The following is a 23100-nucleotide window of genomic DNA, read 5'->3' on the forward strand; positions in this document are numbered from 1 at the left end:
ACACTCCTGACCTTATTCTTCACGCCTCCCCGGCTACCCTGATATCGATATGCTCCAGAGCCTGATGGAGTTTCTCCACGGCAGCCCCCAGCGTATCGCCCTTTGTAATCACATGACCGATGCGGTGAGGTCCTACCCGGAAGGCGTGAACGCTGTCTCCGGGCGCATAATCGAACTGAATCTGTACGATGTCCGGGTCTGACGGATCGTTGCGGTTTTCCTGTGACAAAATCACCCCGTCTCTGTCGCTGGTGAGCAGCATGCTGGCGTTCGGCGTCAGCCGCGGTCTGCCGGAATCGTCCTTTATCGCCCGGAAGTCCACATGCTCTCCCAGCGCGACGCGGAGGATCTTCTCATAGTAATCGAAGCCGTAATAGATGGAAACCAGCTCCGCAAGACAGGTCGCGCCGGAACGCCCGCCCAGCTCCAGCACATAGGTTTTGCCGTCACGCATGATGAAATCGGCGTTGATGGCGCAGTTGTCCAGCTTCATGGCTGCGATGGCCTTCTCCAGCTGCTCCCGGACGTCCGGAGCGCATGCGCGGTCTGTTTCAAACGGCGCATAATGACCCACCGGCACGCCGGTGTCTCCTCTGAACACGTAGTCGCCGTGAGGAAGAATGAACTCCACCTTTCCGTCCTGTACAAAGGCCTGTGCACCGAACTCATCTCCTTCAATGAATTCCTCTGCGATGAAATAGTCGGACCGGGTATTTTCCAGCGCGTTATGCCGGGCCTCCCGGAAATCCGCCGGCGAGTCCACCCGTGTGATTCCCCGGCTGCCAGAGGAATCCACCGACTTGAAAATCAGAGGAAACTCCAGTCCCTCCAGCAGTTCCTCATAATCTTCCCGTGCGAAGGGAATCTTGCGGAACCGGGCGGTCCGTACCCCGTATTCCTCATAGCGGGACTTCATGGCCAGTTTGTTGGATGCGATTTCCGCGGCCTCTGCGGAAAGCCCTCTCAGCCCCAGCGCATCGCATACCCGGCCGATAGTGATCACCGCCACGTCAGTTCCGGCAGTGACGATGCCGTCAACATTCTCTTCCCGGGCAATCTTCAGAATCGCCTCGTGATCCACTGTGTTCTCATAGCAGACCTTGTCCGCCAGCGGAAATCCGGGGTAGTTTCCGGGTATGCTGGCCACGATGGTGTACAGGCCCATGCGCTTTGCCGCGCGGATCAGAGGAACCTGATAGATCCCCGCTCCCAGAATCAGTATCTTCTTCATTTCCGTACGTCCTTTCCCGCGGGCGCCGCGGCGGCCGCGCCGCCTGTGTCATGCTTTGTCGCGGCGGCAGCTGTGTGATTCGTGCTACCGTCAGCCACGCGCTCTGCGGCAGCTTCTCCGCGCTCCGTGCCGGCCGCGGCAGCTGCGCCGCCCGTGTCGTTCTTTGTCGCGGCGGCCTCTCCGCCTGTATAGATATTCCGCACCACGAACTGCGGATTGTTGCTCATTGTCAGGAACATCCTGCCGATGTACTCACCGATAAGCCCCAGGAACATCATGATTACGCCGGAGAAAAAGAATATGGCGCACATCATGGACGACCAGCCCACGGCGGTAGACGGGAGCATCAGCTTGCGGATGAACACGACGATCGCCCCGATGAGACCTGCCGCCGCGATTACCGCGCCGAACCGTGTGGCGATCCGCAGCGGTACAATGCTGTAGCCCATGATGTTGGACCAGAGCCCCAGAAGCTTTTTCAGCGTGTAGCCGGACGTGCCGTAGGCGCGGTCGAAGTGCTTAATCGGCACACAGGAGATATTCCGCGTGGTCCGCAGGAACAGCCCCTGAAGATGAGTGTACCGGCTTTTGTACTGGATGATATAGTCCCGGACGAATCCGCGGATAATCCAGAAGCTGGAGGTCTTCATGTCCTTCGGCTTGCCGATCAGAATCCGCACTGACATATAGTTTACCCAGCTGCCGAAGTTCCTGAAGCCGGAGTGTTTCTTCTCCGGGTAGTAGCCGTATACGATATCGAAGCCTTTGTCAAACTCCTCGAACAGAATCGGAAGCTGTGAGGGATGGGTCTGCATGTCGTCGTCCATCCCGATGAGCACGTCGCCCTCCGCGTAATTCAGCCCCGCCATAATCGCGTTATGCTGTCCGCTGTTCATGGCGAGCTCCACCACCTTCACAAAGTCGTAGTCGTCCGCCAGCGCCCGCAGCTCGCAGACGGTCTCTCCCCCGTCCGGAGAATAGTCGTCCACAAGGACGAACTCAAAGGGCGTCCGCCCGATTTCCGTCATCTTCTCTGCCGTCAGCTCCACCACCTGACGGATGGTGTGGGACGATTTATAGCATGGAATTACAATCGAATACATACCTTCATTCCTTACCGCGGCCCGCGGCCGCCTTAGATTTCATACCATCAATTATACACGAAAATAACAGAAATTCAATGATTTTGCCCTCTGCTTATGGTATAATGGACATGACCTCTGCACAGGTCGCCATCACTGAAACAAAGGACATTCTAAAGGATATTTTCATGCATATTAAATTCAACGTACCACCATATACCGGCAGAGAGAAGGAAGCCATCTGCCGGGCCATCGACAGCGGAAAAATCTGCGGCGACGGCGAATTCACAAGGAAATGCAGCGACTGGCTGAAGGAGCAGACCGGATCTCCCGGAGTTCTCCTGACCACCTCCTGCTCCTCCGCCCTCGAGATGGCGGCTCTTCTGGCGGACATTCAGCCGGGAGACGAAGTGATTCTCCCCTCCTATACCTTTGTATCCACCGCCAACGCATTTGTTCTCCGGGGAGCGCGCCTGGTGTTCGTGGACATCCGGCCCGACACGATGAACATCGACGAGACGCTGATTGAGGACGCGGTCACGGAGAAGACCCGCGCCATCGTTCCGGTTCATTACGCCGGCGTAGGATGCGAGATGGACGTCATCATGGACATCGCCCGCCGTCACAGCCTGAAGGTGGTGGAAGACGCGGCCCAAGGCGTCATGGCCTTCTACCGGGGCAGGGCTCTGGGAACCATCGGAGACTACGGCTGCTTCAGCTTCCATGAAACCAAGAATTACAGCATGGGCGAGGGCGGCGCGATTCTGATCCGCAGCGATGAGGATCTGGAGCGGGCGGAAATCGTCCGGGAGAAGGGCACCGACCGCAGCCGTTTCCTGCGGGGCCAGGTGGACAAATATTCCTGGGTGGACGTGGGCTCCTCCTATCTCCCCAGCGAGCTGAACGCGGCCTATCTGTATCCGCAGCTTCTGCTGGCAGAGGAGATCAACCGTGACCGTCTGACAAGCTGGAATCGCTATTACACGATGCTCAAACCCCTTGAGGACAGCGGCCGCATACGGCTTCCGTACATTCCGGACGAGTGCCGGCACAACGCCCATATGTTCTATCTGAAAACCGCGGATCTGGAGGAGCGCACGGCGCTGATCCGGTATCTGGGAGAACGGGAGATTTCCGCGGTGTTCCACTATGTACCCCTGCATTCCGCCCGGGCGGGCCGGAAATTCGGCCGGTTCCACGGCGAGGACCGATATACCACAAAGGAAAGTCAGCGGCTCGTAAGACTGCCGATGTATTACGGACTGAGCGAAGAGAACATTGAGGTAGTGACGGATGCAATCAGAAGCTTTTATCAATCCCGATAACGCGGCAGAAAACCGTTCTGCCTTCAGGAAGCAGTTTCTCCTCTACACCCTGCTGTTCATCATTACGGCGCTGGGAGTCTACCTCTGCTTCCTGTATTTTCATGTGACCTTCCTGCGGACCAACCACGGGAACTTCGACGGCATCGCCCAGACCTACCCGGCCTACGCCAGCATCCGGGAATACTTCGCCGCCCTGTTCTCTGGAAACGGGAAGGGCTTCTGGTCCTGGAGCCTCGGCCTGGGCGACGATTACTTTGAACTGCTGAAAAGCAAGCTGGCCAACCCTCTGACCTGGCTGATCGTGGCGGTGCCGGAGAAGTATCTGGACGTGGCCTACGACCTGGTCACGGTCTTCCGCCAGTACCTTGCCGGCGTTGCCTTCCTGTTCTTCGCCCGGGAGGTCTCTCTGAACGGGAGCCAGCGGGTCGCCGGAGCTCTCTGCTATACCTTCTCAGGCTGGATGATCACCGCCGCCGGCGCACAGGGTGCTTTCCTGAACGCGGCAGTCGTGCTTCCCCTCCTGATCATGGGCGCGGAACGGCTCCTGAAGGGGAAATCCCCTCTCCTGTTCATCCTTTCCGTCTTTCTGTTTTTTGTATCCGGCGTGACGTGGACATATGTGGGAGGCATCACCGCCGTCCTGTATTTTGTGCTCCGCTACTTTCATTACAACAAAGGAAAGGGCCCCGGCGCATTCCTGCGCTCTGCCGGCTATTACTGTATCTGCGGCGTCGCGGGGATATTAATATCCTCCGTCTTCGCCTTCTCCATGGTGCTGTCGCTGTCCGACGCAACCACGAGCGCCGCCTACGAGCCTCATACCGTCGTGTACACGCTGAAGGCCTATCTGAACTGGCTGCTGTCGTTCACGTCCATTGCCAGAACCAGCACCTACTACACCTACCTGTATATGCCGATTCTGTGCGTGATGGTTCTGCCCCTCGCGGTAAAGAACATCCGCCGGGGAAGCACCGCCGCCGTCATGGCCGGGATCCTCTTCATCGCGTCGTTCTTCCCGGTGACCGGAAAATTTTTCAACGGCTTCAGCTACAGCGTGGGGCGCTGGTTCTTCGTGCTGGTGTTCTTCCTGGTCTGGGCCGCCGTCGAAACGCTCGGACAGGAGGATTTCACCTCTAAACGGGGACTCCGCCTCATGGCTCTCTGGCTGGCTTTTCTCGGCGTCTGGAACATCGGCGTCTGTTATCTGTGGCTGAAAATCGCGGCGCTGAACGACGTCTGCGCCACCGCGGTCAGCCTTCTGTTCGGATTCCTGATTCTCCTCTGCCTCCGGCTCTGGAAGCACACGGACTTTCTGCACCGGCTCACGGAACGCCGCAGAAAACGGCTGCTGGGTGCCGCTGTGATTCTGCTGACTATGATCAGCGTCATGGGCGCGGAGAATTTCAATGTCTTCCCCTGGTTCAGCGATTCGCTGTACTATTACGCCAGGGTGGGCGGCATCCGCGAAAACTTCGCTCAGTCCACCCAGAAGGCCGCTCAGACGCTGCAGCGGCAGGACTCCTCCTTCTTCCGCACCGACCAGGTGGACGGCAACAACGACACCCGCGTGGCGCGTGTTCAGGCCAACGAGAACCTGTATTTCGGGAACCGTTCTGTCTATATGTACTTCTCGACCATCAGCCGCAGGTGGCTCCTGTTTAACAAAGCCATGGGCAACAACGCCGGATACTTCGACCGAACCACCAGTTTCTCCAACGACAACCGAGCCGCTCTGGATCTGCTGATGGGCGTGAAATACTTCCTCGGGGACAGCAGCACCAAACGCCCGGGAGCCTCGGACTACGCTCCCTTCGGCTTCACCTATGACCGCACGGTCGATGGAGTACAGGTCCTGAAAAGCCGGTACTCCATCGGTCTCGGAACCACCTTCTCCGGCTACATCACTGAGTCGGAGCTGATGAAGTATCCGCCCCTTGTGCGGGAACAGGTTCTGCTGCAGGCTGCGGTCGTTCCCGACGAATCTGTCTCACAGGTCCGGGGACTGACTCATCTGAAGGCCTCCGACATCAGAACGTCCATCCGCTCCCTGGACTACCGGATCCGGAACGAGAAAAACCTGACTGTCCGGAAGTCTTCTATGACGGTGAAGGGCCGCGGAGGCAGCTTCACCATTGACGTTCCCCGGAGCGCGGACGCCGCGAACTGCCAGCTGGTTCTGTCCTTCCGGGGACTGACCCGCCGAACCAATACCTATGAGGAACGGGAACGGCTGGCCGGACGCTCCGGCAGCGCCGTCACCCTTACCGACAAAATCAGCCGGGTATCCTTTGTCGACGACGAAGCCTTCACCATCTATGCCTCCAAAGGCCTCGTGGAGAAGGACGCCATGTACCGGAAGGGGAAGAATCAGGCTCTGACGGACATCGACGACTACAACATCAACCTTGGCTATTACAAAGACGCCTCCGGGCAGATTCACATCCGCATTGACAATCTGGGAGAATACAGTTTCCGGAGCCTGAAGGTCTACGCCGTTCCGATGGATGTCTATCAGGAGAACGCGCCGAAGCTGCAGCAGAACCGCTACCGCATCACCGGCTTCACCAATGACCGTGTGAAGGGAACGGTAAATGCGCAGAAGGACTCCGTCCTCTTCCTGTCCATCCTGGACAACCCCGGCTGGAAGGTCCGCATCGACGGAAGGCCGGTATCGAAAATCCGGGACACCGACCTGGCCTTCACCGGAGTACGGGTAAGCGCCGGAAAACACACCGTGGAGCTGCGGTACAGTCCGGTGGTGCTTCGCCCCGCCGCGCTGTTGACAATTACCGGCATTCTTGCCATAATCATTATCGAGGTTCTGCGCAGGAGGCGCGGGGCGCGGAATAAATATTTTGTCGCGAAGTAAGGAGTTATCATTTATGAAAGGAATTGTTCTTGCCGGCGGAAAAGGCACCCGGCTCTATCCCATGACCCGGGCCGTATCCAAGCAGCTTCTGCCGATTTACGACAAACCGCTGATCTATTATCCGATCTCTGTGCTGATGCTGGCGGGGATCCGGGACATTCTGATAATCTCGACGCCGGAGGACATCGGCGCTTACGAAGAGCTCCTGGGCGACGGCAGCAGGCTGGGGCTGAATTTCAGCTACCGGATTCAGGAGAAGCCCCGGGGGCTGGCGGACGCTTTCATCATCGGCGCGGACTTCATCGGCAATGACCGTGTATGTCTGGTGCTGGGCGACAACGTCTTCTACGGTCAGGATTTCACCCGGCTTCTGAATATGGCCAAAGAACACCGGGAGGGCGCAGCAATCTTCGGCTACCCGGTACGGAATCCCCGGGCGTTCGGCGTGGTGGAATTCGATGAGAACCATAACGTCATTTCCATCGAGGAAAAGCCGGAAAACCCCAAAAGCAGCTTCGCGGTTCCCGGACTGTATTTCTACGACAATGACGTCGTCCGCATCGCGAAGGAGATCCGCCCCTCAGCGCGGGGCGAGCTGGAAATCACTTCCGTCAACAACGCCTATTTGGAGGCGGGCCGGCTGAAGGTGATACTGATGGGGCGGGGTATGGCGTGGCTGGACACCGGCACGCCGGAAGGAATGCTGAAGGCCGCCCAGTTCGTGGAGGCGGTTCAGTCGCGGCAGGGCTTCTACATCTCCTGCCTGGAGGAAATCGCCTGGCGCAGGGGATTCATCAACGATGCGGAGCTGCGCGCCATCGGAGAAAGTCTGAGCATGACCGACTACGGCCAGTACCTTCTGTCCCTGCCGGATGCGAACGTGTAGAGGCCGCCGTGAACGCATACGGCCGGATGCAATTGCATGGAGCGGCTGCGAACATCGCCGAACATCGCCGAACATGCCGAACATATTGAAGGAGAAAGACATGCATATATTAGTAACCGGAGGGGCCGGTTTTATCGGCTCCAATTTTATTTTTTATCTGGCGGAACATCATCCGGACTGGCAGATCACCTGTCTGGACAAGCTCACCTATGCAGGGAACCTGGAAACGCTGGACTCCGTCAGGAACAAAGCCGGATTTGACTTTGTCCGGGGAGACATCGCCGACCGTGATTTTGTAAATGACTTATTCAGTCAGGGGCACTTCGACATTGTCGTCAACTTTGCTGCGGAATCTCACGTGGACCGCTCCATCGAAGACCCCGGCGTCTTCCTGAAGACAAATGTCCTGGGTACGCAGGTTCTGATGGACGCCTGCCGCCGGTCGGGGATCCGCCGGTTCCACCAGGTGGGCACCGACGAGGTATACGGCGATCTGCCGCTGGACCGGCCCGATCTGTTCTTCACGGAGACCACTCCGCTGACCGCCTCCAGCCCGTATTCCGCCAGCAAGGCCTCGGCGGATCTTCTGGTCATGGCCTATCACCGGACCTACGGGCTGCCGGTCACCATCAGCCGCTGCTCGAACAACTACGGTCCCTGGCAGTTTCCGGAAAAGTTGATTCCGCTGATGATCATCAACGCCCTCTCTGACAAAGCGCTGCCCGTCTACGGAACCGGGCAGAATGTCCGGGACTGGCTGTATGTGGAGGATCACTGCAAAGCCATTGACCTCATTCTGACAGACGGACAGGACGGCGAGATATACAACATCGGCGGTCACAATGAGAAGTCCAATCTGGAGGTGGTGAAAACGATTCTCCGCCGGCTGAACAAGCCGGAGAGCCTGATTACCTTCGTCAGCGACCGCAAAGGCCACGACCTGCGCTACGCCATCGATCCGGCCAGAATCAGCCGGGAGCTGGGCTGGCTGCCGGACACCCGGTTCGAGGACGGAATCCGCCGCACCATCGACTGGTACCTGGAGAACCGCCCCTGGTGGGAGCATATCGTCAGCGGCGACTACCGTCAATACTACGAGAAGATGTACCGCGGCCGGTGACGACGGCCTGCGTGGCGAGGAGGACTCGGCGAACGGCAGGTTCGCAGCCGGCAGATCTGCAGCTTCGGGAGAGACGACATCCAGCGAGTTCGCGAACGGGCTGCAGCCGGCGGCGACCGGGACAATGTCCGGCAGATCCGCGAACGGGCTGCGGCCGGCGGCGAGAGGGACAATGTCCGGCAGATCCGCGAACGGGCTGCGCGGCGAGGCGACGAGCAAATTTAAGTGATATAGAACGTGATACAGGAATAGAAGGAAAGGAAATACTGTTTTTATGAAAGCAATTCTGAAGGAAATCCGTGTCAAAAAAGTCATTTCAATTGTACTGCTGATTTTATGCTGCCTGTTTCTTATCTATGAAATCGACAGCATGCGCTATCCGCTGACGTACCTGTATAATGTGCGCTATGCAGAAGGAACCTCCTACAATTTAGCTAAGAAGGTCCTTCCTCTATCTGTTCTCGAGAACAAGACTGACCCCACGAAACGCGACTACAGCAAGCTGGACAAAATCAGCGGAAACAACGACGACCTCATTTCCTACTACCTTCGCAGACCGCACACCGATTACGTCAGACTGAAGGGGTCGCAGACCATCCGGCAGACCTTTGTGGCTAAAGATGACAAAATCAAGCGCCTTCAGTTATTCTTCCACAACCCCGGCAGCACTTCCACCGCGGGACGCCTCACCGTCTCCGTGCTGGACAGCGACGGGAACAAAATCTGTTCCTCCTCCCTCTCCGCGGGGCTGACTCTCAACGACACGCTGACTGCCTTCGACTTCACCCAGGACTCCACAGCGGTAAACGCCAACCGCGTGGCAGGCAGCAAGGTCTCCGCCAAAACCTCGGACGGATACTCCCTGAAAAAGGGTGAGCGTTATACGATACAGATTAAAGGCGACGGGGTACGGGCTTCCTCCGGCTCTGTTTTCGGAATCTATCTGGCAAAAGGAACCTACTCTGGGGCTGAGCTCACCGTCGACGGAAAGAGCTTCGGTAAGACGCAGCTACTCTGCGGCGTCAACTACCTGCATTTGTCGAAAACTCTGCTGTACTTCTTCTTCGGCTGTATGCTCATCGCACTGCTGCTGATTCTGCTGCCGCTGAACCATATCAGCGAAGTGCTGCGCCGCCGCGTGAAGAACGAAAAATGGCGGGAGCGCATCGATGTGAACCGGGCCGTCTCCAGGCTCATGTTCGTCATCACGCCCTTCTTCTGCTACTGGCTGGTGCAGAAGTCAGACGGCAAAGGCCTGCGGACCATCTTCCGTCTTAAAAATATATTCTTTGACTTCGACGGGCTGATGACTATCACGATTTTAATTATGATCATGGCGATTTTCTATCTGATTTTCAACCGGACGCAGATCGCCTCACTGCTGACCACGTTCCTGACCTTTGCCTTCTGCATGGCGAACTATTTCCTGATTCTGTTCCGGAACGACCCGTTAATCGCCACGGATTTCAGTTCCATCGGCACAGCTATGGACGTTGCGGCAAATTATACGATCTCCTTCAGCAAACGGTCTCTCTGGCTTATCGTCATGACCCTGGTTTTCCTGGCGCTGGTACTCTCGCTGAAAAGCGTCCGTGGCCTGCGGCTCCGCTACCGGGCCGTGCTTCTGGTGGCCTGCGGACTCTGGGGCGGCTGGTTCTACGGCGTGGTGCTGAACACCAACTTCCTGAACCAGCACGGCGTGTTCGTCTCCGGCTTCAACGCGAAAGGCGGTTACCACCGCCACGGATCTGTAGTAGGCTTTGTATACACCGTAAAAAACTCCCGGATCGAGAAGCCCTCCGGCTACTCCGTGAACAAAGTGAAATCCATCGCGTCGAAGTACACCTCTGACACCACGGACGGCTCCGCGACGGTCTCAAAGAAAACGCCTAACATCATCGTCATCATGGACGAGGCCTTCGCTGATTTCAGCCTGGTAGGAAATGTGCAGACTTCAGGCGACTACCTGCCCTTCTACCACAGCCTGAAAAAGAACACCGTCAAGGGCGTCCTGTACCCCTCGATTTTCGGCGGCCGCACGGCCGACACAGAGTTCGAATGCCTGACGGGCAACAGCATGCAGTTCTACCCGCTGAACGCTGTGCCGTATAACACGAATATCCGCAGCAAGATGCCCTCCCTGGCCTACGCTCTTGAAGCTCAGGGGTACCGGGGCAATATCGCCTTCCACCCCGGCGTCCGGACCTCCTACAACCGGAACCGCGTCTACCCGCTGCTGGGATTCGAGAAGTACATCTCTCAAGAGAATCTGAAGGATCCGGAGAAGATCCGGGCCTATATTTCCGATGAGGAGGATTTCCGTCAGATCCGCAGAAGCTACGAGGCGTACAAAGGAAAGGGCAGCTCTGCTCCGTTCTTCATGTTCAATGTCACCATTCAGAATCACAGTGACTTCAAGCTTACCAGCGGCTATGTGGAAAAGGAGGTCACCGTCACCGACGGCAGCCTGGCCGACGAGCAGACCGAACAGTACATCAATCTGGCCAAAAAGACAGACGAGGCCCTGAAGAACCTGATCACCTACTTCCGGAACACCGACGAGCCGACGATGATCGTCCTCTTCGGCGACCACGAGCCCCACGTCGGCGCCACCTTCTACGACACCCTGAAGGAACGCATGACCGGCGCCTCCGATGTAGAAAAACAGCTCTGCAAATACAAGGTGCCCTTCATGATCTGGACCAACTACGACAACGACTACGCCTCAAAAATCACCACCTACGCGGCGTCAGCTTCGGATGGGACGGCGCACGGCAGATCCGCAGCTTCGAGTGGGTCCACGAGCGCCGGAAAGTCCACCAACGGCAAGTCCGCGGGCGCCGGAAAGACCGCAGCTTCGGGCGGGACGACGAGCGCCGGAAAGTCCACGAGCGCAAAGTCCACCGGCGCCGAAAAATCCGCGAACGCGAGCGGTGCAGCAACCGCAACCGCCGCAAAATCGGCCGCCAATAACGCAGCCGGCGACACCGATGGACTACAGATCAGCGCCAACTACATCGGCCCATATATCCTGAAACTAATCGACGGAAAAATGACCGGCTACGACAAGTATCTGCTCTCTCTGCAGAAAAAGGTTCCCGTCACAAGCGCCGTTGCCTACATGGGCGACAACGGGAAATTCTACTCCGCAACTGCCGGCAGCAAATACCGCAAATACCTGAATCAGTACCACATTCTTCAGTATAACAATACCGTCGATACAAAAAACAGAGTGAACGATTTCTTCTATCTGAAGAATAAAAGTAACAAGAAGTGACGGAAGGTTCAGGGCCCCGTTAGGCGAAAGCGTCGGCGGGACCGTTTCAGAACAAAACTGCCGGTACTCAAGGCTCAGTCCGATGGTACTCAAGGCTCAGTCCGATTTTCGACAGACCCGCACAGATATAGTCAGTTTAACTCCGGGTCTGAACGAACCCGAACTGTTCACAGTAGAGCCGTTTGAGTTAGACGCACTCTGATCTGCCACATTTTTGGTTTTTTTCGAGAAATGTGGCAGATTTTAGAGCGTTTTTAGTATGTATAACATATATTACAAAATTAGAGTATTGAAATTTCGGCATTCGTACCCGCTTTTGCAAAATCCTGCCGTGTAAAACCGGCCAAACATGAACTCACTGTACATTTTTATGCGTTTACTGGCAAAAAGTGTAAATCTGACGCGAGGATTCTGCCACATTTTTGGATTTTTTGGCGATTTGTGGCAGATTTTCCAATCAAGGTACTTTTAAGCGCCTTTGTAATCGCCAATTTACGATATGATGACTCCCACTGCTCTCATTTTGTCACCATACAGGGAACCCATCAGTGATCCCCCTCGTCGCCCCCTCTCGTCGACTATCCACATCGCTTGCACCTGCGCCCCTCGTCGACCACCCTCACCTGCGCCCCGCGCCGACCTACTCGCCGTCCATCCGCACCCCCTCGCCGACCGTCCCTCACCTCTCGCCCCGCAACCCCAGTAATTTCAACACTTTACCGTTATAAATCGCTTCCGAATGTATAATTGTATTTATAATGTTTTTTCCGCGGGCGGCATCTTCATTTGTGATATATTCAGTACAGAAACCTTATCATTCATCAGAGTTGAAGGAGAAACGAGGAAAATGCTAAAAGGAAAAAAACTATGCACAGAGCCCGAGTGGTGCAAGGGCTGCGGCTACTGTGCGGAGTTCTGTCCCAAGAAAGTGCTGATAATACGGCAGGAAAAAGTTGTCGTCGAAAACCCTGACGACTGCATATGCTGCGGCCTCTGCGAACAGCGGTGTCCGGATTATGCAATCTGGGTAGAGGAGGCGTAGAGATGGCGGAGAAACAGAAACGATTCCAGCTCCTGCAGGGAAACGAGGCCTGCGTCGAGGGCGCTCTGGCCGCCGGAATGCGGTTTTTCGCAGGCTACCCCATAACCCCGTCCACGGAAATCGCGGAACGCAGCGCAGTACGTCTGCCGCAGGTCGGCGGTAAATTTATGCAGATGGAGGACGAGATTGCCAGCATAGCGGCGGCGCTGGGCGCGTCTGTGGCAGGCACAAAATCCATGACGGCGACCTCCGGTCCGGGATTTTCCCTGAAGCAGGAAAATATCGGCTACGCCACCATCGCAGAAATCCCAATCGTTATCGTTGACGTCATGCGGTCCGGTCCCTCCACCGGCCTTCCCACATCCCCCTCGCAGGGCGACGTGATGCAGGCCAAATGGGGTACCCACGGAGATCATCCGGTCATTGCCATATGCCCGTGCTCCGTCCAGGACACCTTCAACCAGACTGTCCGCGCCTTCAACCTGGCCGAACGGTTCCGCACCCCGGTGATCCTGCTGATGGACGAAATCGTCGGACATATGCGGGAAGGCTGCGAGATCATTCCGTCAGACGAGCTGGAAATCCATAACCGGAACACCCACATGATCAACTCCATGCCTTACGCCTTCGGCGAGGGCCAGTACGTTCCGCACATGACCTCCTTCGGAGACGGACACCTTTACAACATCACAGGACTGTTCCATGACGAGGCCGGCTTCCCCACCAACGACAACCGGATCGCCGGTGCAGAGAACGACCGCATCATGAAAAAGATCCAGATATACAAATACAGCGGAATCCTCGATTACGAAGAATACCAGATGGAAGACGCCGATATCGGAATCGTCTGCTACGGCGGCACCACACGGGCCGTCCGCGAGGCCGTGGACGAGGCCCGGGACATGGGCTACAACGTCGGAATGTTCCGCCCCGTCACACTCTGGCCCTTCCCGGAATACGAGCTCGTATCAAGAGCCCGTCAGCTGCGCCGTCTCATCGTGGTAGAGCATAATTACGGGCAGGTCCTGCTGACCGTAGAGGGTATCATCAAAGGAGATACAAAGGTGGAATTTATCGGCAAGGTCAACGGCACCGCCATCAGCCCCACCGAAATCATCAAGAAAATAGAAGAGGGGGATGAATAATATGCCAAGCAAATTAGTACAGGAAACCATGCGGACCAGAAGACTCCCTCACATCTGGTGCCCCGGCTGCGGCCACGGCATTCTGATGCGGGACGTCTGCCAGGCCATCTATAACGTGGGCCTTCCCAAGGAACGGGTCGCCATCGTCAGCGGAATCGGCTGTTCCTCACGGGCGGCGGGATACATGAACTACAACACTCTGCACACCACCCACGGGAGAGCCATCGCCTTTGCCACCGGAATCAAAATGGCCCGCCCCGAGCTCCACGTCATCGTCGTGACCGGAGACGGAGACGCGGCGGCGATCGGCGGAAACCATCTGATCCACGCCTGCCGGCGGAACATCGATATGACCGTTGTGATTTTCAACAACAACATCTACGGCATGACCGGCGGGCAGTATTCCCCCACGACGCCGACCGGCGAGAAGGGAACGACGGCACCCTATGGAAACATCGACGGAGATTTCGACCTTCCTAAGCTGTCCGAGGCTGCCGGCGCTACCTACACGGCAAGGGGAGACTGCTTCCACGTTCCGCAGATGATCCGCCTCATCGAGAACGGCATCCGGCACAAAGGATTTTCCGTAATCGAGGGCGTCAGCATCTGCCCGACCTACTACGGTCGCAAGAACAAAAAAGGATCCGCCGTGGAGATGATGCATTGGCAGGAACAAAACTGTATCGACATAAAAAAGGCGGCGAAAATGGAGCCCGCTGAGCTCGAGGGAAAAGTGCTTCTCGGTGAGTTCAGCCGCGTAGAAGGTCGCCCGGAGTACGTTGAGGAATACGACAAAATCATCCATATCGCAGGAGGTGACCGGTAATGGCGAAAGAACAGCTGAGATTCACAGGTTCCGGCGGTCAGGGCGTCATCCTGGGAACCATTATCATGGCAGAGGCCGCCTTCCTGGACGGCAAACAGGTTGTCCAGTCCCAGTCCTACGGGCCGGAAGCGCGGGGTGGACTCTGTAAAGCCGAGACCATCGTAGACGACAAGCCGATTAACTATACGAAGATCGAGACGCCGACCTTCCTTTTGTCCCTGTCGCAGAATTCCTTCGACAAATTCAGCAAGAAGCTCGCCCCCGGCGCCGCCATCATCGTGGACGACTCCGTCCGGGTGCCGGAGCGGATTTCCCAGAAGCATGAGGTGCTGCGGCTTCCCATCATCCAGTCCGCCATCGATGTGATCGGGAAAAAGGTTTCGGCCAACATCATCGCGTGCGGAGCGGTAAATGAGGCACTGCATCTAGCCTCCCAGAAGTCCATGGAGGAAGCGGTCCTCGCCCATATTCCAAAGGGCAGCGAAGCGCTGAATCTGAAAGCGGTTCGTCTGGGCGCCAAACTGGTGCAGGACCGGCGCAGGACAGAATAGCCCCGAAAGGACTCCGCCACAGCAGCTCGTACTGCACAGAGCGAGCCAGCCGCCGCAGCAGACCGTGTTTTTCTACGAGCCGGACGATGGCGCAGGGAATATCAGACTCTCCTCACAATATCTTCTCCTTCTTTTCAGATTACGTGTTATACTATTCTGAAAGAGGAGGAAGTGATCATGACCACACCATGGCAGAAGGAATGGAACCGCATGCAGCGACAGGAATACGAGTATCTTCAGAAAGGGCGGTTCAGGAAGGAATCCCGCTTGAACCGGCTTCTGGAAAAGCACGTTCCGGACGCTCTTCAGGACAAACTGGATCTCGCGTTTTCCAAGGCCTTTGAATTGATATTCGAGAAGGGAACCGGCGTCATCGAGAAGACCTACAATAAAAACGGCATTGAAGAATCCTTTGTGGAGGAGCGAGAGGAAGCTCTGTCCCGGGGCGATCGGGAATCCCTGCGCCACATCTCCAACAAGGCCGGAGCCGCAGGCGGCCGTAATCTTTTGTTCTCCGGAGGAGCCGGAATCGGCATGGGCATCCTGGGCGTAGGCCTCCCGGACATTCCTTTGTTCACCGCCACGATGCTCAAGGGAATCTATGAGATCGCCCTCCACTTCGGCTACAGCTACGACACGCCGCAGGAAAAATATTTCATCCTGCGCATCATCGAAGCATCTCTGTGCTGCGGCAAGGAGCTGGATGAGCAGAACGCGCAGATCAATCGGTTTCTGGATCGTCCCGAACTGCCAAAGGACTACGACCAGCACGCCCAGATCCGCAAGTCCTCCGCAGCCCTTTCCACAGAGCTCCTGTATATGAAATTTCTGCAGGGCGTTCCCGTGGTAGGCGCGGTGGGCGGCGCATACGATGCGATTTATATGAACAAAATCACGAAATACGCTCAGCTGAAGTATCATCGCCGGTTCCTCATCGATCACAGCGATCCTCTGGACGGTCCGGCGCTCGCATGAGCCGGCTGCGAAGCGCTCGAAGACATCCCGCAACCGAACGACCAACGAAGTGTGCGCCCGGCGAATAATCCGCGGAGAGTAAGAATGCGGCCGGCCGCGAAGTTTCAAGGGCCAATCCGGGCACACGCGTAAGGACGCATACGGTCGCATAAGGAAATTTACATACATTTAACTCCGATAAAGACATCAATTTTACTTTGTGATGCTATCATCAACAGGAAAGGAGAAAAAATGGAACAGTTGAAAAACAAAAAAGGATTCATATGCGACATGGACGGCGTTATCTATCACGGAAATGTGCTGCTTCCGGGCGTAAAGGAGTTCGTGGAATGGCTTCAGCGAGAAGAGAAAGAATATCTTTTCCTGACCAACGCCAGCGGCAAAACGCCTTTGGAGCTCCAGATGAAGCTTTCCCGAATGGGGCTGAACGTCGGCAAGGAGCACTTCTATACCAGCGCACTTGCAACCGCAAGATTCGTCAGCCAGCAGATGGAGCACTGCACCGCCTACGTCATCGGCGAACCGGGACTGGTGGGGGCGCTCTACGAATGCGGCGTTGCTATCTCCGACCGCAATCCTGATTATGTGATTGTGGGCGAGGTACAAAATTATAACTATGAGACGATCTGCAAGGCGGTTTCTCTGGTGCGGGAGGGTGCTCGCCTTATCGGGACCAATTCTGATGTGACCGGCCCCTCCGATCTGGGAATCGTCCCTGCATGCCGGGCTCTGATCTCGCCGATTGAAATGGCCACCGGCAAGCAGGCATATTTTGTCGGTAAACCCAATCCGCTGATGATGCGTACCGGCCTTCGGATTCTGGGCGTCCACTCGGAAGACGCTGCCATGATCGGCGACCGCATGGATACTGATATCATCGCCGGCATCGAGAGCGGCCTGGATACAGTTCTTGTTCTGTCCGGCGTTACCAGCCGCGAACAGGTCAGCCTCTTCCCTTATCGTCCCCGTCTTATCCTCAACGGCGTAGGCGACATCGCAAAATAACCTGCAAAATCGCCACGCATGGCGCGGCACTCCCGAACCGCAGCAGTGCCCCTCGAACTGCGATAGTACGGCAGCCGCATATGGACGGCGAAAGTCTAGAAAAATGCTGCGAGACAGCTGTTAAAATCAGAAAACATCCCCGGCCAACGATACTATCCAGTGAAGAATTGGAACTAATCAACGGACAACTCAACTATATAATCCTACTGAAGATATAGGAGTCTTGATAACGCGCACCACATCGTAAATTGGCGATTACAGAGCCGCTTAAAAGGCCGTTGGTCGCCAAATCTGCCACAAAATCGAAAAAAAACCAAAAATGTGGCAACTTTAAACGCCTCTAACTCGTTTGCCACTTACCACTCTATCCTCAGCCGAACCATCGCCATCCGCCCGACTGCCCGCGCATATTTCTCACCTCACAGTTATACACCACCCGACAATTTCTGTTAACAACAGGGCTTTTTTATGATAAGATGTTCGGTAGTAGAAACGGAGGGAATCATTTAATGAAGAAAATATATTACAATGGCCGCTTCCACACGATGGTGCCGTCGTCATCGGCGGTGGACGCGATCTGTTGCGAGGACGGCGTCATTACAGCGGTCGGACGATATGATGATTTCAGTGAGGAGCTGCTGCGGGAGGCGGAGCTTCATGACCTTGACGGTGCTGTTGTTTTTCCGGGATTTATCGACACCTACAGTGCGCCTGCCATTGACGCTTTTGACAATGCGGCGGAGACGGACCCGGAATTCGGGGAGTCGGAGGTGCTGTACTGGGTCGGGGAGGCTGTAGACTATTTGAACGACAAAGGCGTATGCGTGCTTTGTCTCCACGGCCCCGGCGATAGAAGGAGAGCGCCATTCCGCAGATTCATCGGAACTGAAGACTCATCGATTATTTACGATGTGTCCTGGCAGACCGCCTTTGAGAAGGAGCTCTATGACGGCTGCTTCGATGCAATTCTGGAAAACCCGCGCACCAGCCTGCTTTTGTTCAACCCTGTGTATGATGACAGCAAAAGCGTGCAGGACGCCATCCTGCGCCTGACGCGCACCGCGGCGGAGAATATCGGCCGGCTGGAGGATATGGGAACGATTGAAGTCGGGAAGAAGGCAAACTTCACCGTCTTCGACGAGGACCCGTACGAGAAGGATCTGAAGGCCTTCGCGCATTCGCACGCCGATCTGATCATAAACGAGGGCAATATTGTTTACAGCGCTTACGACCAGGCCATGGAGGAGCTTTATGACCTGTTGTCGAATCAGATGTTTTAGGGGGAAATTATGAAAAAGAAACTTTCGATTATATTTATCTGCGCGCTGTCGCTGGGGCTGGCTGTGTGCGTTACCGGATGCAGGGACAAAAGCAGCTCTTCTGCCGAGGAATCCGTCGTCAATCCGATTAATCTCCTGATTTCCATCGACTATCCGGGCAGGGCGAACAAGCCGGACCTGGAGAACTTCAAGTTCAAGGCGGAGGAGGAGTCTTCGGTGCTGGAGGCTACGGAGCTTTACTGCAATATCAGCGAGATACAGCTTCTCGTCGATACCACAAATAATGAGGTGCAGGGAATCAACGGAATCAACAACGGTGAGCTGAAGAAAAATTATGTGTGGAAGTACAAAATCAACGGCAAGGAGGTCAGTGACAATCCCCAGGATTACGATTTGAAGGATGGGGATAACATCACCTGGTATTATACAAAAAAATAACTAAAAATGCGAATCAACCGCATTCCTTCACGCAATCTTCACATAAATACCTTATACTATGGTTGTTCAATCGAGTTTGGTATTTTATATACCAACTTTCCTTCTTTTATTGAATACACACACTTTCAGAAAAAGAGTCTCATCCCTCGATGGGTCTCTTTTTCTATGTCTTTTTTCATGCCTTCGCGATGCGGGCTCAGCATGGTCCAGCAACACAAGGCTTCACGGCCCACCGCCGCGGCCACGCCTCGCCAACGCAAGAATTCTGCGGTGCGGCCCACTGCCGCGCCAACACAAAAACCCTGTCCGCCGTTATTCCATCCTTGCCAGGCTCGCCTCGGCGCGGCGGCGGGATTCATCCAGATGGCGGGACATGGCCTGCCGCGCCGCCTCCTCATCCCCGGCGGCAAGCGCATCCCGGATTGCTTTGTGCTCTGCAGAGATTTCCCGAAGATTTTTCTCCTCATAAAAGACATTGCGGCGGTTCATACGGATGTATCCTTTGTAGGAGCGCAGAACCCGGGCCATGAAACGGCTCCCCGCAGCTTCATAAATTATATCGTGAAAGCCCTCGTTCAGCTCCAGAACCTGCGACGCATCCTCGCGGCCGGCGTAAAAATCCATCAGATCGCAATGGTCTGTGAGCCGCTGCACATAGTCCGGCGTCATATGCCTGCAGGCCCATTCCACCGCCAGACCCTCCAGCGCCTTTCGCACCGCGTAGATGTCCTCTATATCCTGACGGGTGATTCCCTGTGCGAAACAGCCGCGGTTCTTCCTGTATTCCACAAGACCCTCATCCTCCAGGATTTTGAATGCCTCGCGCACCGGCGTCCGGCTGACCCTCAGCTCCCCGGCGATTCTGTTTTCCTTCAGCTGCTCGCCGATTCCGTATTCCCCGTGCAGAATCCGGTCGCGGAGAATGCCTGCAATCTCGCGGGACAGAGAGAATTCCAGAGTAAATTTTTTTCGTTCCGTCATTTCTTTCTCCTGATACAAAAAACTGCCCTCAGTGATTCAGGGCAGTCGTATTGCGGCGTCGGGTCGAAATCCGGGTCAACCGGCCGGCCGGCTGAACGGTTCCGTTTCCGATCAGATGATGTGGTTCTCCAGAATCTGCTTCTCGAAATCGAAATCGTTGGTCTGCATATAGTACTGCGCACAGTCCACCATCGCCTTCATCGGGCAGAGTCCGATGATCTCGGTTTTGGTGACGTGAACGCCGTAGCGCGCCGCCTCGAATTTCACGGTTTCCACCACGCGGTAAAGAGGCGTCTGCTCGAAATTCGTCATATTGCAGGAGACCTGCGCATATTTGCGTCCGGTTTCCTCATCCTCGATTTCAAAACCCATGGACTTGACGCACTTGAATCCGCCGTCCTTCTCGCGGATGATCTTCGCAATGTTCTTTGCGATCTGCACGTCGTCCGTATCCAGGTCCAGATTAAACGCCACAAGCGGCGGTCTGGCGCCGACTGCCGTCACGCCGGCCGTCGGATGGATTCTGCGTCCGCCGAAATCCGGTTCCCAGTCCGGTTCCTGGACCTTCTCCGCCATACCCTCAAACTGACCTTTACGGATTTTCACGAGGTTCTGCCGCTCCGGACGCGTTGCAGATTCCTCATAAAGGAAGACCGGAACGCCCGCCTCGTCCGCGATGCGCTTTCCAACCACTTTGGAAAGCTCGATGCAGTCCTCCGTCGTGCAGTCCTTGATGGGGAGGAACGGCATTACGTCCACCGCACCCATCCGAGGATGCTCGCCCTCATGGTGATTCAGGTCGATCAGCTCCGCGGCCTTCTTCACCAGCTTGACGCTCGCTTCTTCTACTGCCTTTGCATCACCGATATATGTGATGACACTCCTATTATGACTTTCATCAGAGGAATAGTCAAGCAGCGTGCAGCCGGGCGTGCTGCGGATTTCATCCACACAGGCCTCTACCACCTCCGGCCGTCTCCCTTCGCTGATGTTTGGAATACTTTCGATAATCTGTGCCATTGCGTTTTCTCCTTTTGAAGTACAAATGATTCTGCCCGCCGCCTCGCCGGTTCCGGCGGGCGTTTTCTGTCACGGGGTTATACTGATTTCCGCTGCGGCGTCGGCTCGCGGCGTTCGCCGTCTTGCCGCATTGTGGCGCGGCGTCGCAGCAATTGTCGGCGCTCGCCGTCTTGCCGCAGGTTATAACGATTCTGTGATAGCGCTGAAGCAGCGGGAGGAAATCACCGACGCTTCCTCATACATTTTCTGCCCCTCCGCGCCGAAATAGGAAGCCTTCTCCGCGTCCTTGACGCCCGGCAGATTAATCAGGACGTTCATCCACGCTCCGAACACACAGGACCGGAGCTGCAGAATGCCGACGCCCAGATCGCTGGCGCAGTTCGGATTGGAATGCCCGACCAGCGTTTCCGCAAGCTTCAGGCCCTCATACCCCAGCTGCATCGTGCGGAAGGGAACCTCCGTCGCCACCAGCGTTCCGTCCGCGATGGCCTTCTTCCGTGCCGCCTTCTCTTCTTCGGTGCCCTTCGGCAGCTTAAACGCGTCCGAGATCAGGTTATAGGCGTCTGTGTCTTTGTCCACCGCAGCCGTGAGCTCACGGTACAAAGGCAGCCCCTTCTCCTTCGCCGCGGCGCAGATGTCCTGGAAATCCGCGTACTTTTCCTTCCCCAGTGTGAGATCAGCGACCATCACGAACAAAGCGCAGCCCTCCGCGCCCGAAAGGGCGCTGACAGAACCGCCGCCGGGCGCCGGTGCGTCAGATTTCAGTACGTCCAGAAATTCATTCACCTTCATGTCGACTAATTTCATTTTATAATTTTTCCTTTCTTGACGACCCTCGCGGTCATATTTGAGCCAAAACGATAACAGAGCATTTCCATATCCGGCGCATCCCAGATCACGAGATCTGCCTGCTTTCCGACCTCCAGCGTCCCTACCCGGTCGCCTCTGCCCACCGCGCAGGCCGGATTGATGGTCACCGCGGTCAGAACCTCCTCCGGCAGCATCCTGTATTTCAGACACGCCAGATTCATCACGAACTGAAGGTTCATAGACGGGCAGGAACCCGGATTGAAGTCACTGGCACAGGCCACCGGAATTCCCATTTCAATCATCCGGCGAGCCGGTGCGTAGTTCGCCCCCAGATAGAAGGACGTCGCGGGAAGACACATCGCAGTCGTACCTCCCTTCGCCATCGATTCCAGTCCCTCTTCATCGATGGAAATCAGGTGCTCCGCACTGACGCAGCCCAGTTCCCCCGCCAGACGGGAGCCTCCGATAGCCTCAATTTCATCCGCGTGAATCCTCAGTCCGAAGCCCAGCTCCTTCGCCCGCAGAAGGTATTTCCGGCTCTGCTCATAGTTGAACACTGAATCCTCGCAGAAGATGTCCGCGAATTCCGCCAGTTTATGCTCCTTCACATAAGGGAGCATCTCGCCGCATACCATGTCGATAAACTCATCGGGCCTGCCTTTGTACTCCTCGGGAATCGCGTGCGGCCCCATAAAGGTGGGGATCACGTCCATGGCGTGAAACTCGTTCAGCCGCCCGATGACCTCCAGCATCTTCATCTCGCTGTTGAAATCGAGTCCGTAACCGCTCTTGGCCTCGCAGGTGGTGACTCCGTGGTTCATCATCTCGTCCAGGAATTTTCCGGTCTTGTAGCAGAGATCCGCCTCGTCCGCCTCTCTGGTTTTCCGCACCGTGTCCAGGATTCCGCCGCCGGCCCGGAGGATGTCCAGATATGTGGCGCCCTTCAGCTTCATCGCCACCTCATGCTGCCGGTAGCCGCCGAAGACCATATGGGTATGCCCGTCCACAAGGCCCGGCGTGACCAGCCGGTAATTCGCATCCAGAACCACGTCTGCGCTCTCCGACCCCAGAGGGAGATCGCCTCCGTCGGTAATCTCAGTGATCACGCCGTCCCGGATATAGACGGCCGCGTCCCGGAGCTTCCGGTTTTCGCCCTGCTCCGCGCCCCGGTGGCTGTAGCTGCCCACCGGAGTCTGCAGGGTGCCGATGTTTTTTATCAGTAATGTAGACATACGAT

Annotated in this window: 19 protein-coding genes; 13 read left to right on the forward strand and 6 right to left on the reverse strand. The window is 56.2% G+C overall.

Translation table 11 applies throughout. The features are described from left to right. Window positions 1-19 precede the first annotated feature (19 nt). Entirely contained in the window at window positions 20-1231 is a 1212-nt protein-coding gene (locus BHK98_RS08075; protein WP_075713207.1) for an ATP-grasp domain-containing protein, read from the reverse strand. Beyond that, window positions 1228-2334: a glycosyltransferase gene (locus BHK98_RS08080; protein ID WP_075713209.1), complete on the reverse strand. Its 1107-nt coding sequence runs from the start codon at window positions 2332-2334 to the stop codon at window positions 1228-1230. The genes BHK98_RS08075 and BHK98_RS08080 overlap by 4 nt, the downstream gene beginning before the upstream one ends. A 77-nt stretch (window positions 2335-2411) precedes the next feature. Between BHK98_RS08080 and rffA the strand changes: the two genes are divergently transcribed. From rffA to BHK98_RS08145, 13 genes are all read left to right on the forward strand, one after another. Beyond that, the gene (gene rffA, locus BHK98_RS08085) at window positions 2412-3638 is read left to right on the forward strand and encodes a dTDP-4-amino-4,6-dideoxygalactose transaminase (RefSeq protein ID WP_465250944.1); all 1227 of its coding nucleotides are present in this window, start codon (window positions 2412-2414) and stop codon (window positions 3636-3638) included. Next, complete coding sequence (locus BHK98_RS08090) at window positions 3607-6507, forward strand: YfhO family protein (RefSeq protein ID WP_075713211.1); 2901 nt, start codon at window positions 3607-3609, stop codon at window positions 6505-6507. Before rffA ends, BHK98_RS08090 begins: the two co-directional genes overlap by 32 nt. A 13-nt stretch (window positions 6508-6520) precedes the next feature. Continuing rightward, window positions 6521-7393: a glucose-1-phosphate thymidylyltransferase RfbA gene (gene rfbA, locus BHK98_RS08095; RefSeq protein ID WP_075713213.1), complete on the forward strand. Its 873-nt coding sequence runs from the start codon at window positions 6521-6523 to the stop codon at window positions 7391-7393. A gap of 100 nt (window positions 7394-7493) precedes the next feature. Continuing rightward, window positions 7494-8513: a dTDP-glucose 4,6-dehydratase gene (gene rfbB, locus BHK98_RS08100; protein WP_075713215.1), complete on the forward strand. Its 1020-nt coding sequence runs from the start codon at window positions 7494-7496 to the stop codon at window positions 8511-8513. Between the two features lie 274 nt (window positions 8514-8787). Then, a complete protein-coding gene (locus tag BHK98_RS08105) occupies window positions 8788-11790 on the forward strand; it encodes an LTA synthase family protein (RefSeq protein WP_075713217.1) in 3003 nt (1000 codons plus the stop codon). Window positions 11791-12637: 847 nt separating this feature from the next. Beyond that, window positions 12638-12832, forward strand: coding sequence for a 4Fe-4S dicluster domain-containing protein (locus BHK98_RS08110; RefSeq protein WP_075713219.1), 195 nt, complete (start codon window positions 12638-12640; stop codon window positions 12830-12832). 2 nt (window positions 12833-12834) lie between these two features. Beyond that, window positions 12835-13977, forward strand: a complete 1143-nt coding sequence (locus tag BHK98_RS08115; RefSeq protein ID WP_075713222.1) for a 2-oxoacid:acceptor oxidoreductase subunit alpha — start codon at window positions 12835-12837, stop codon at window positions 13975-13977. Between the two features lies 1 nt (window position 13978). Beyond that, window positions 13979-14803 carry a 2-oxoacid:ferredoxin oxidoreductase subunit beta gene (locus tag BHK98_RS08120; RefSeq protein WP_075715089.1) on the forward strand — a complete coding sequence of 275 codons (825 nt, stop codon included), beginning with the start codon at window positions 13979-13981 and terminating at the stop codon, window positions 14801-14803. Continuing rightward, window positions 14803-15354, forward strand: coding sequence for a 2-oxoacid:acceptor oxidoreductase family protein (locus BHK98_RS08125; protein WP_075713224.1), 552 nt, complete (start codon window positions 14803-14805; stop codon window positions 15352-15354). The genes BHK98_RS08120 and BHK98_RS08125 overlap by 1 nt, the downstream gene beginning before the upstream one ends. A 177-nt stretch (window positions 15355-15531) precedes the next feature. Next, window positions 15532-16329, forward strand: a complete 798-nt coding sequence (locus BHK98_RS08130) for an EcsC family protein (RefSeq protein WP_075713226.1) — start codon at window positions 15532-15534, stop codon at window positions 16327-16329. Window positions 16330-16560: 231 nt separating this feature from the next. Beyond that, the gene (locus tag BHK98_RS08135; RefSeq protein WP_075713228.1) at window positions 16561-17334 is read left to right on the forward strand and encodes an HAD-IIA family hydrolase; all 774 of its coding nucleotides are present in this window, start codon (window positions 16561-16563) and stop codon (window positions 17332-17334) included. A 509-nt stretch (window positions 17335-17843) separates the two neighbouring features. After that, window positions 17844-18614 carry an amidohydrolase family protein gene (locus BHK98_RS08140; protein ID WP_075713230.1) on the forward strand — a complete coding sequence of 257 codons (771 nt, stop codon included), beginning with the start codon at window positions 17844-17846 and terminating at the stop codon, window positions 18612-18614. A gap of 9 nt (window positions 18615-18623) precedes the next feature. Further along, window positions 18624-19052 (forward strand): DUF4430 domain-containing protein, encoded by a 429-nt coding sequence (locus BHK98_RS08145; protein ID WP_075713232.1) that lies wholly within the window; start codon window positions 18624-18626, stop codon window positions 19050-19052. Window positions 19053-19364: 312 nt separating this feature from the next. Here BHK98_RS08145 and BHK98_RS08150 read toward each other — a convergent pair whose 3' ends face one another. The 4 genes from BHK98_RS08150 to hutI all read right to left on the reverse strand — a co-directional run bounded on the left by BHK98_RS08150 (window position 19365) and on the right by hutI (window position 23095). Further along, on the reverse strand, window positions 19365-20033 hold the full coding sequence (locus BHK98_RS08150; RefSeq protein ID WP_075713234.1) for a GntR family transcriptional regulator: 669 nt from the start codon (window positions 20031-20033) through the stop codon (window positions 19365-19367). Window positions 20034-20144: 111 nt separating this feature from the next. Then, window positions 20145-21053, reverse strand: coding sequence for a glutamate formimidoyltransferase (ftcD, locus tag BHK98_RS08155; protein ID WP_075713236.1), 909 nt, complete (start codon window positions 21051-21053; stop codon window positions 20145-20147). 180 nt (window positions 21054-21233) lie between these two features. Continuing rightward, on the reverse strand, window positions 21234-21860 hold the full coding sequence (locus BHK98_RS08160; RefSeq protein WP_075713238.1) for a cyclodeaminase/cyclohydrolase family protein: 627 nt from the start codon (window positions 21858-21860) through the stop codon (window positions 21234-21236). Further along, window positions 21857-23095 (reverse strand): imidazolonepropionase, encoded by a 1239-nt coding sequence (gene hutI / locus BHK98_RS08165; protein ID WP_075713240.1) that lies wholly within the window; start codon window positions 23093-23095, stop codon window positions 21857-21859. The genes BHK98_RS08160 and hutI overlap by 4 nt, the downstream gene beginning before the upstream one ends. Window positions 23096-23100: the final 5 nt, after the last annotated feature.

The organism is Hornefia porci (genome assembly GCF_001940235.1).
Taxonomy (GTDB): Bacteria; Bacillota; Clostridia; order Peptostreptococcales; family Anaerovoracaceae; genus Aminicella; species Aminicella porci.

Coding starts and splice junctions, on each gene's coding strand:
- hutI (WP_075713240.1), bottom strand. CDS start 23,095: ATGTCTACATTACTGATAAAAAACATCGGCACCCTGCAGACTCCGGTG.
- BHK98_RS08105 (WP_075713217.1), top strand. CDS start 8,788: ATGAAAGCAATTCTGAAGGAAATCCGTGTCAAAAAAGTCATTTCAATT.
- rfbB (WP_075713215.1), top strand. CDS start 7,494: ATGCATATATTAGTAACCGGAGGGGCCGGTTTTATCGGCTCCAATTTT.
- BHK98_RS08135 (WP_075713228.1), top strand. CDS start 16,561: ATGGAACAGTTGAAAAACAAAAAAGGATTCATATGCGACATGGACGGC.
- ftcD (WP_075713236.1), bottom strand. CDS start 21,053: ATGGCACAGATTATCGAAAGTATTCCAAACATCAGCGAAGGGAGACGG.
- BHK98_RS08150 (WP_075713234.1), bottom strand. CDS start 20,033: ATGACGGAACGAAAAAAATTTACTCTGGAATTCTCTCTGTCCCGCGAG.
- rffA (WP_465250944.1), top strand. CDS start 2,412: ATGATTTTGCCCTCTGCTTATGGTATAATGGACATGACCTCTGCACAG.
- BHK98_RS08130 (WP_075713226.1), top strand. CDS start 15,532: ATGACCACACCATGGCAGAAGGAATGGAACCGCATGCAGCGACAGGAA.
- BHK98_RS08090 (WP_075713211.1), top strand. CDS start 3,607: ATGCAATCAGAAGCTTTTATCAATCCCGATAACGCGGCAGAAAACCGT.
- BHK98_RS08160 (WP_075713238.1), bottom strand. CDS start 21,860: ATGAAATTAGTCGACATGAAGGTGAATGAATTTCTGGACGTACTGAAA.
- rfbA (WP_075713213.1), top strand. CDS start 6,521: ATGAAAGGAATTGTTCTTGCCGGCGGAAAAGGCACCCGGCTCTATCCC.
- BHK98_RS08075 (WP_075713207.1), bottom strand. CDS start 1,231: ATGAAGAAGATACTGATTCTGGGAGCGGGGATCTATCAGGTTCCTCTG.
- BHK98_RS08145 (WP_075713232.1), top strand. CDS start 18,624: ATGAAAAAGAAACTTTCGATTATATTTATCTGCGCGCTGTCGCTGGGG.
- BHK98_RS08080 (WP_075713209.1), bottom strand. CDS start 2,334: ATGTATTCGATTGTAATTCCATGCTATAAATCGTCCCACACCATCCGT.
- BHK98_RS08120 (WP_075715089.1), top strand. CDS start 13,979: ATGCCAAGCAAATTAGTACAGGAAACCATGCGGACCAGAAGACTCCCT.
- BHK98_RS08125 (WP_075713224.1), top strand. CDS start 14,803: ATGGCGAAAGAACAGCTGAGATTCACAGGTTCCGGCGGTCAGGGCGTC.
- BHK98_RS08140 (WP_075713230.1), top strand. CDS start 17,844: ATGAAGAAAATATATTACAATGGCCGCTTCCACACGATGGTGCCGTCG.
- BHK98_RS08110 (WP_075713219.1), top strand. CDS start 12,638: ATGCTAAAAGGAAAAAAACTATGCACAGAGCCCGAGTGGTGCAAGGGC.
- BHK98_RS08115 (WP_075713222.1), top strand. CDS start 12,835: ATGGCGGAGAAACAGAAACGATTCCAGCTCCTGCAGGGAAACGAGGCC.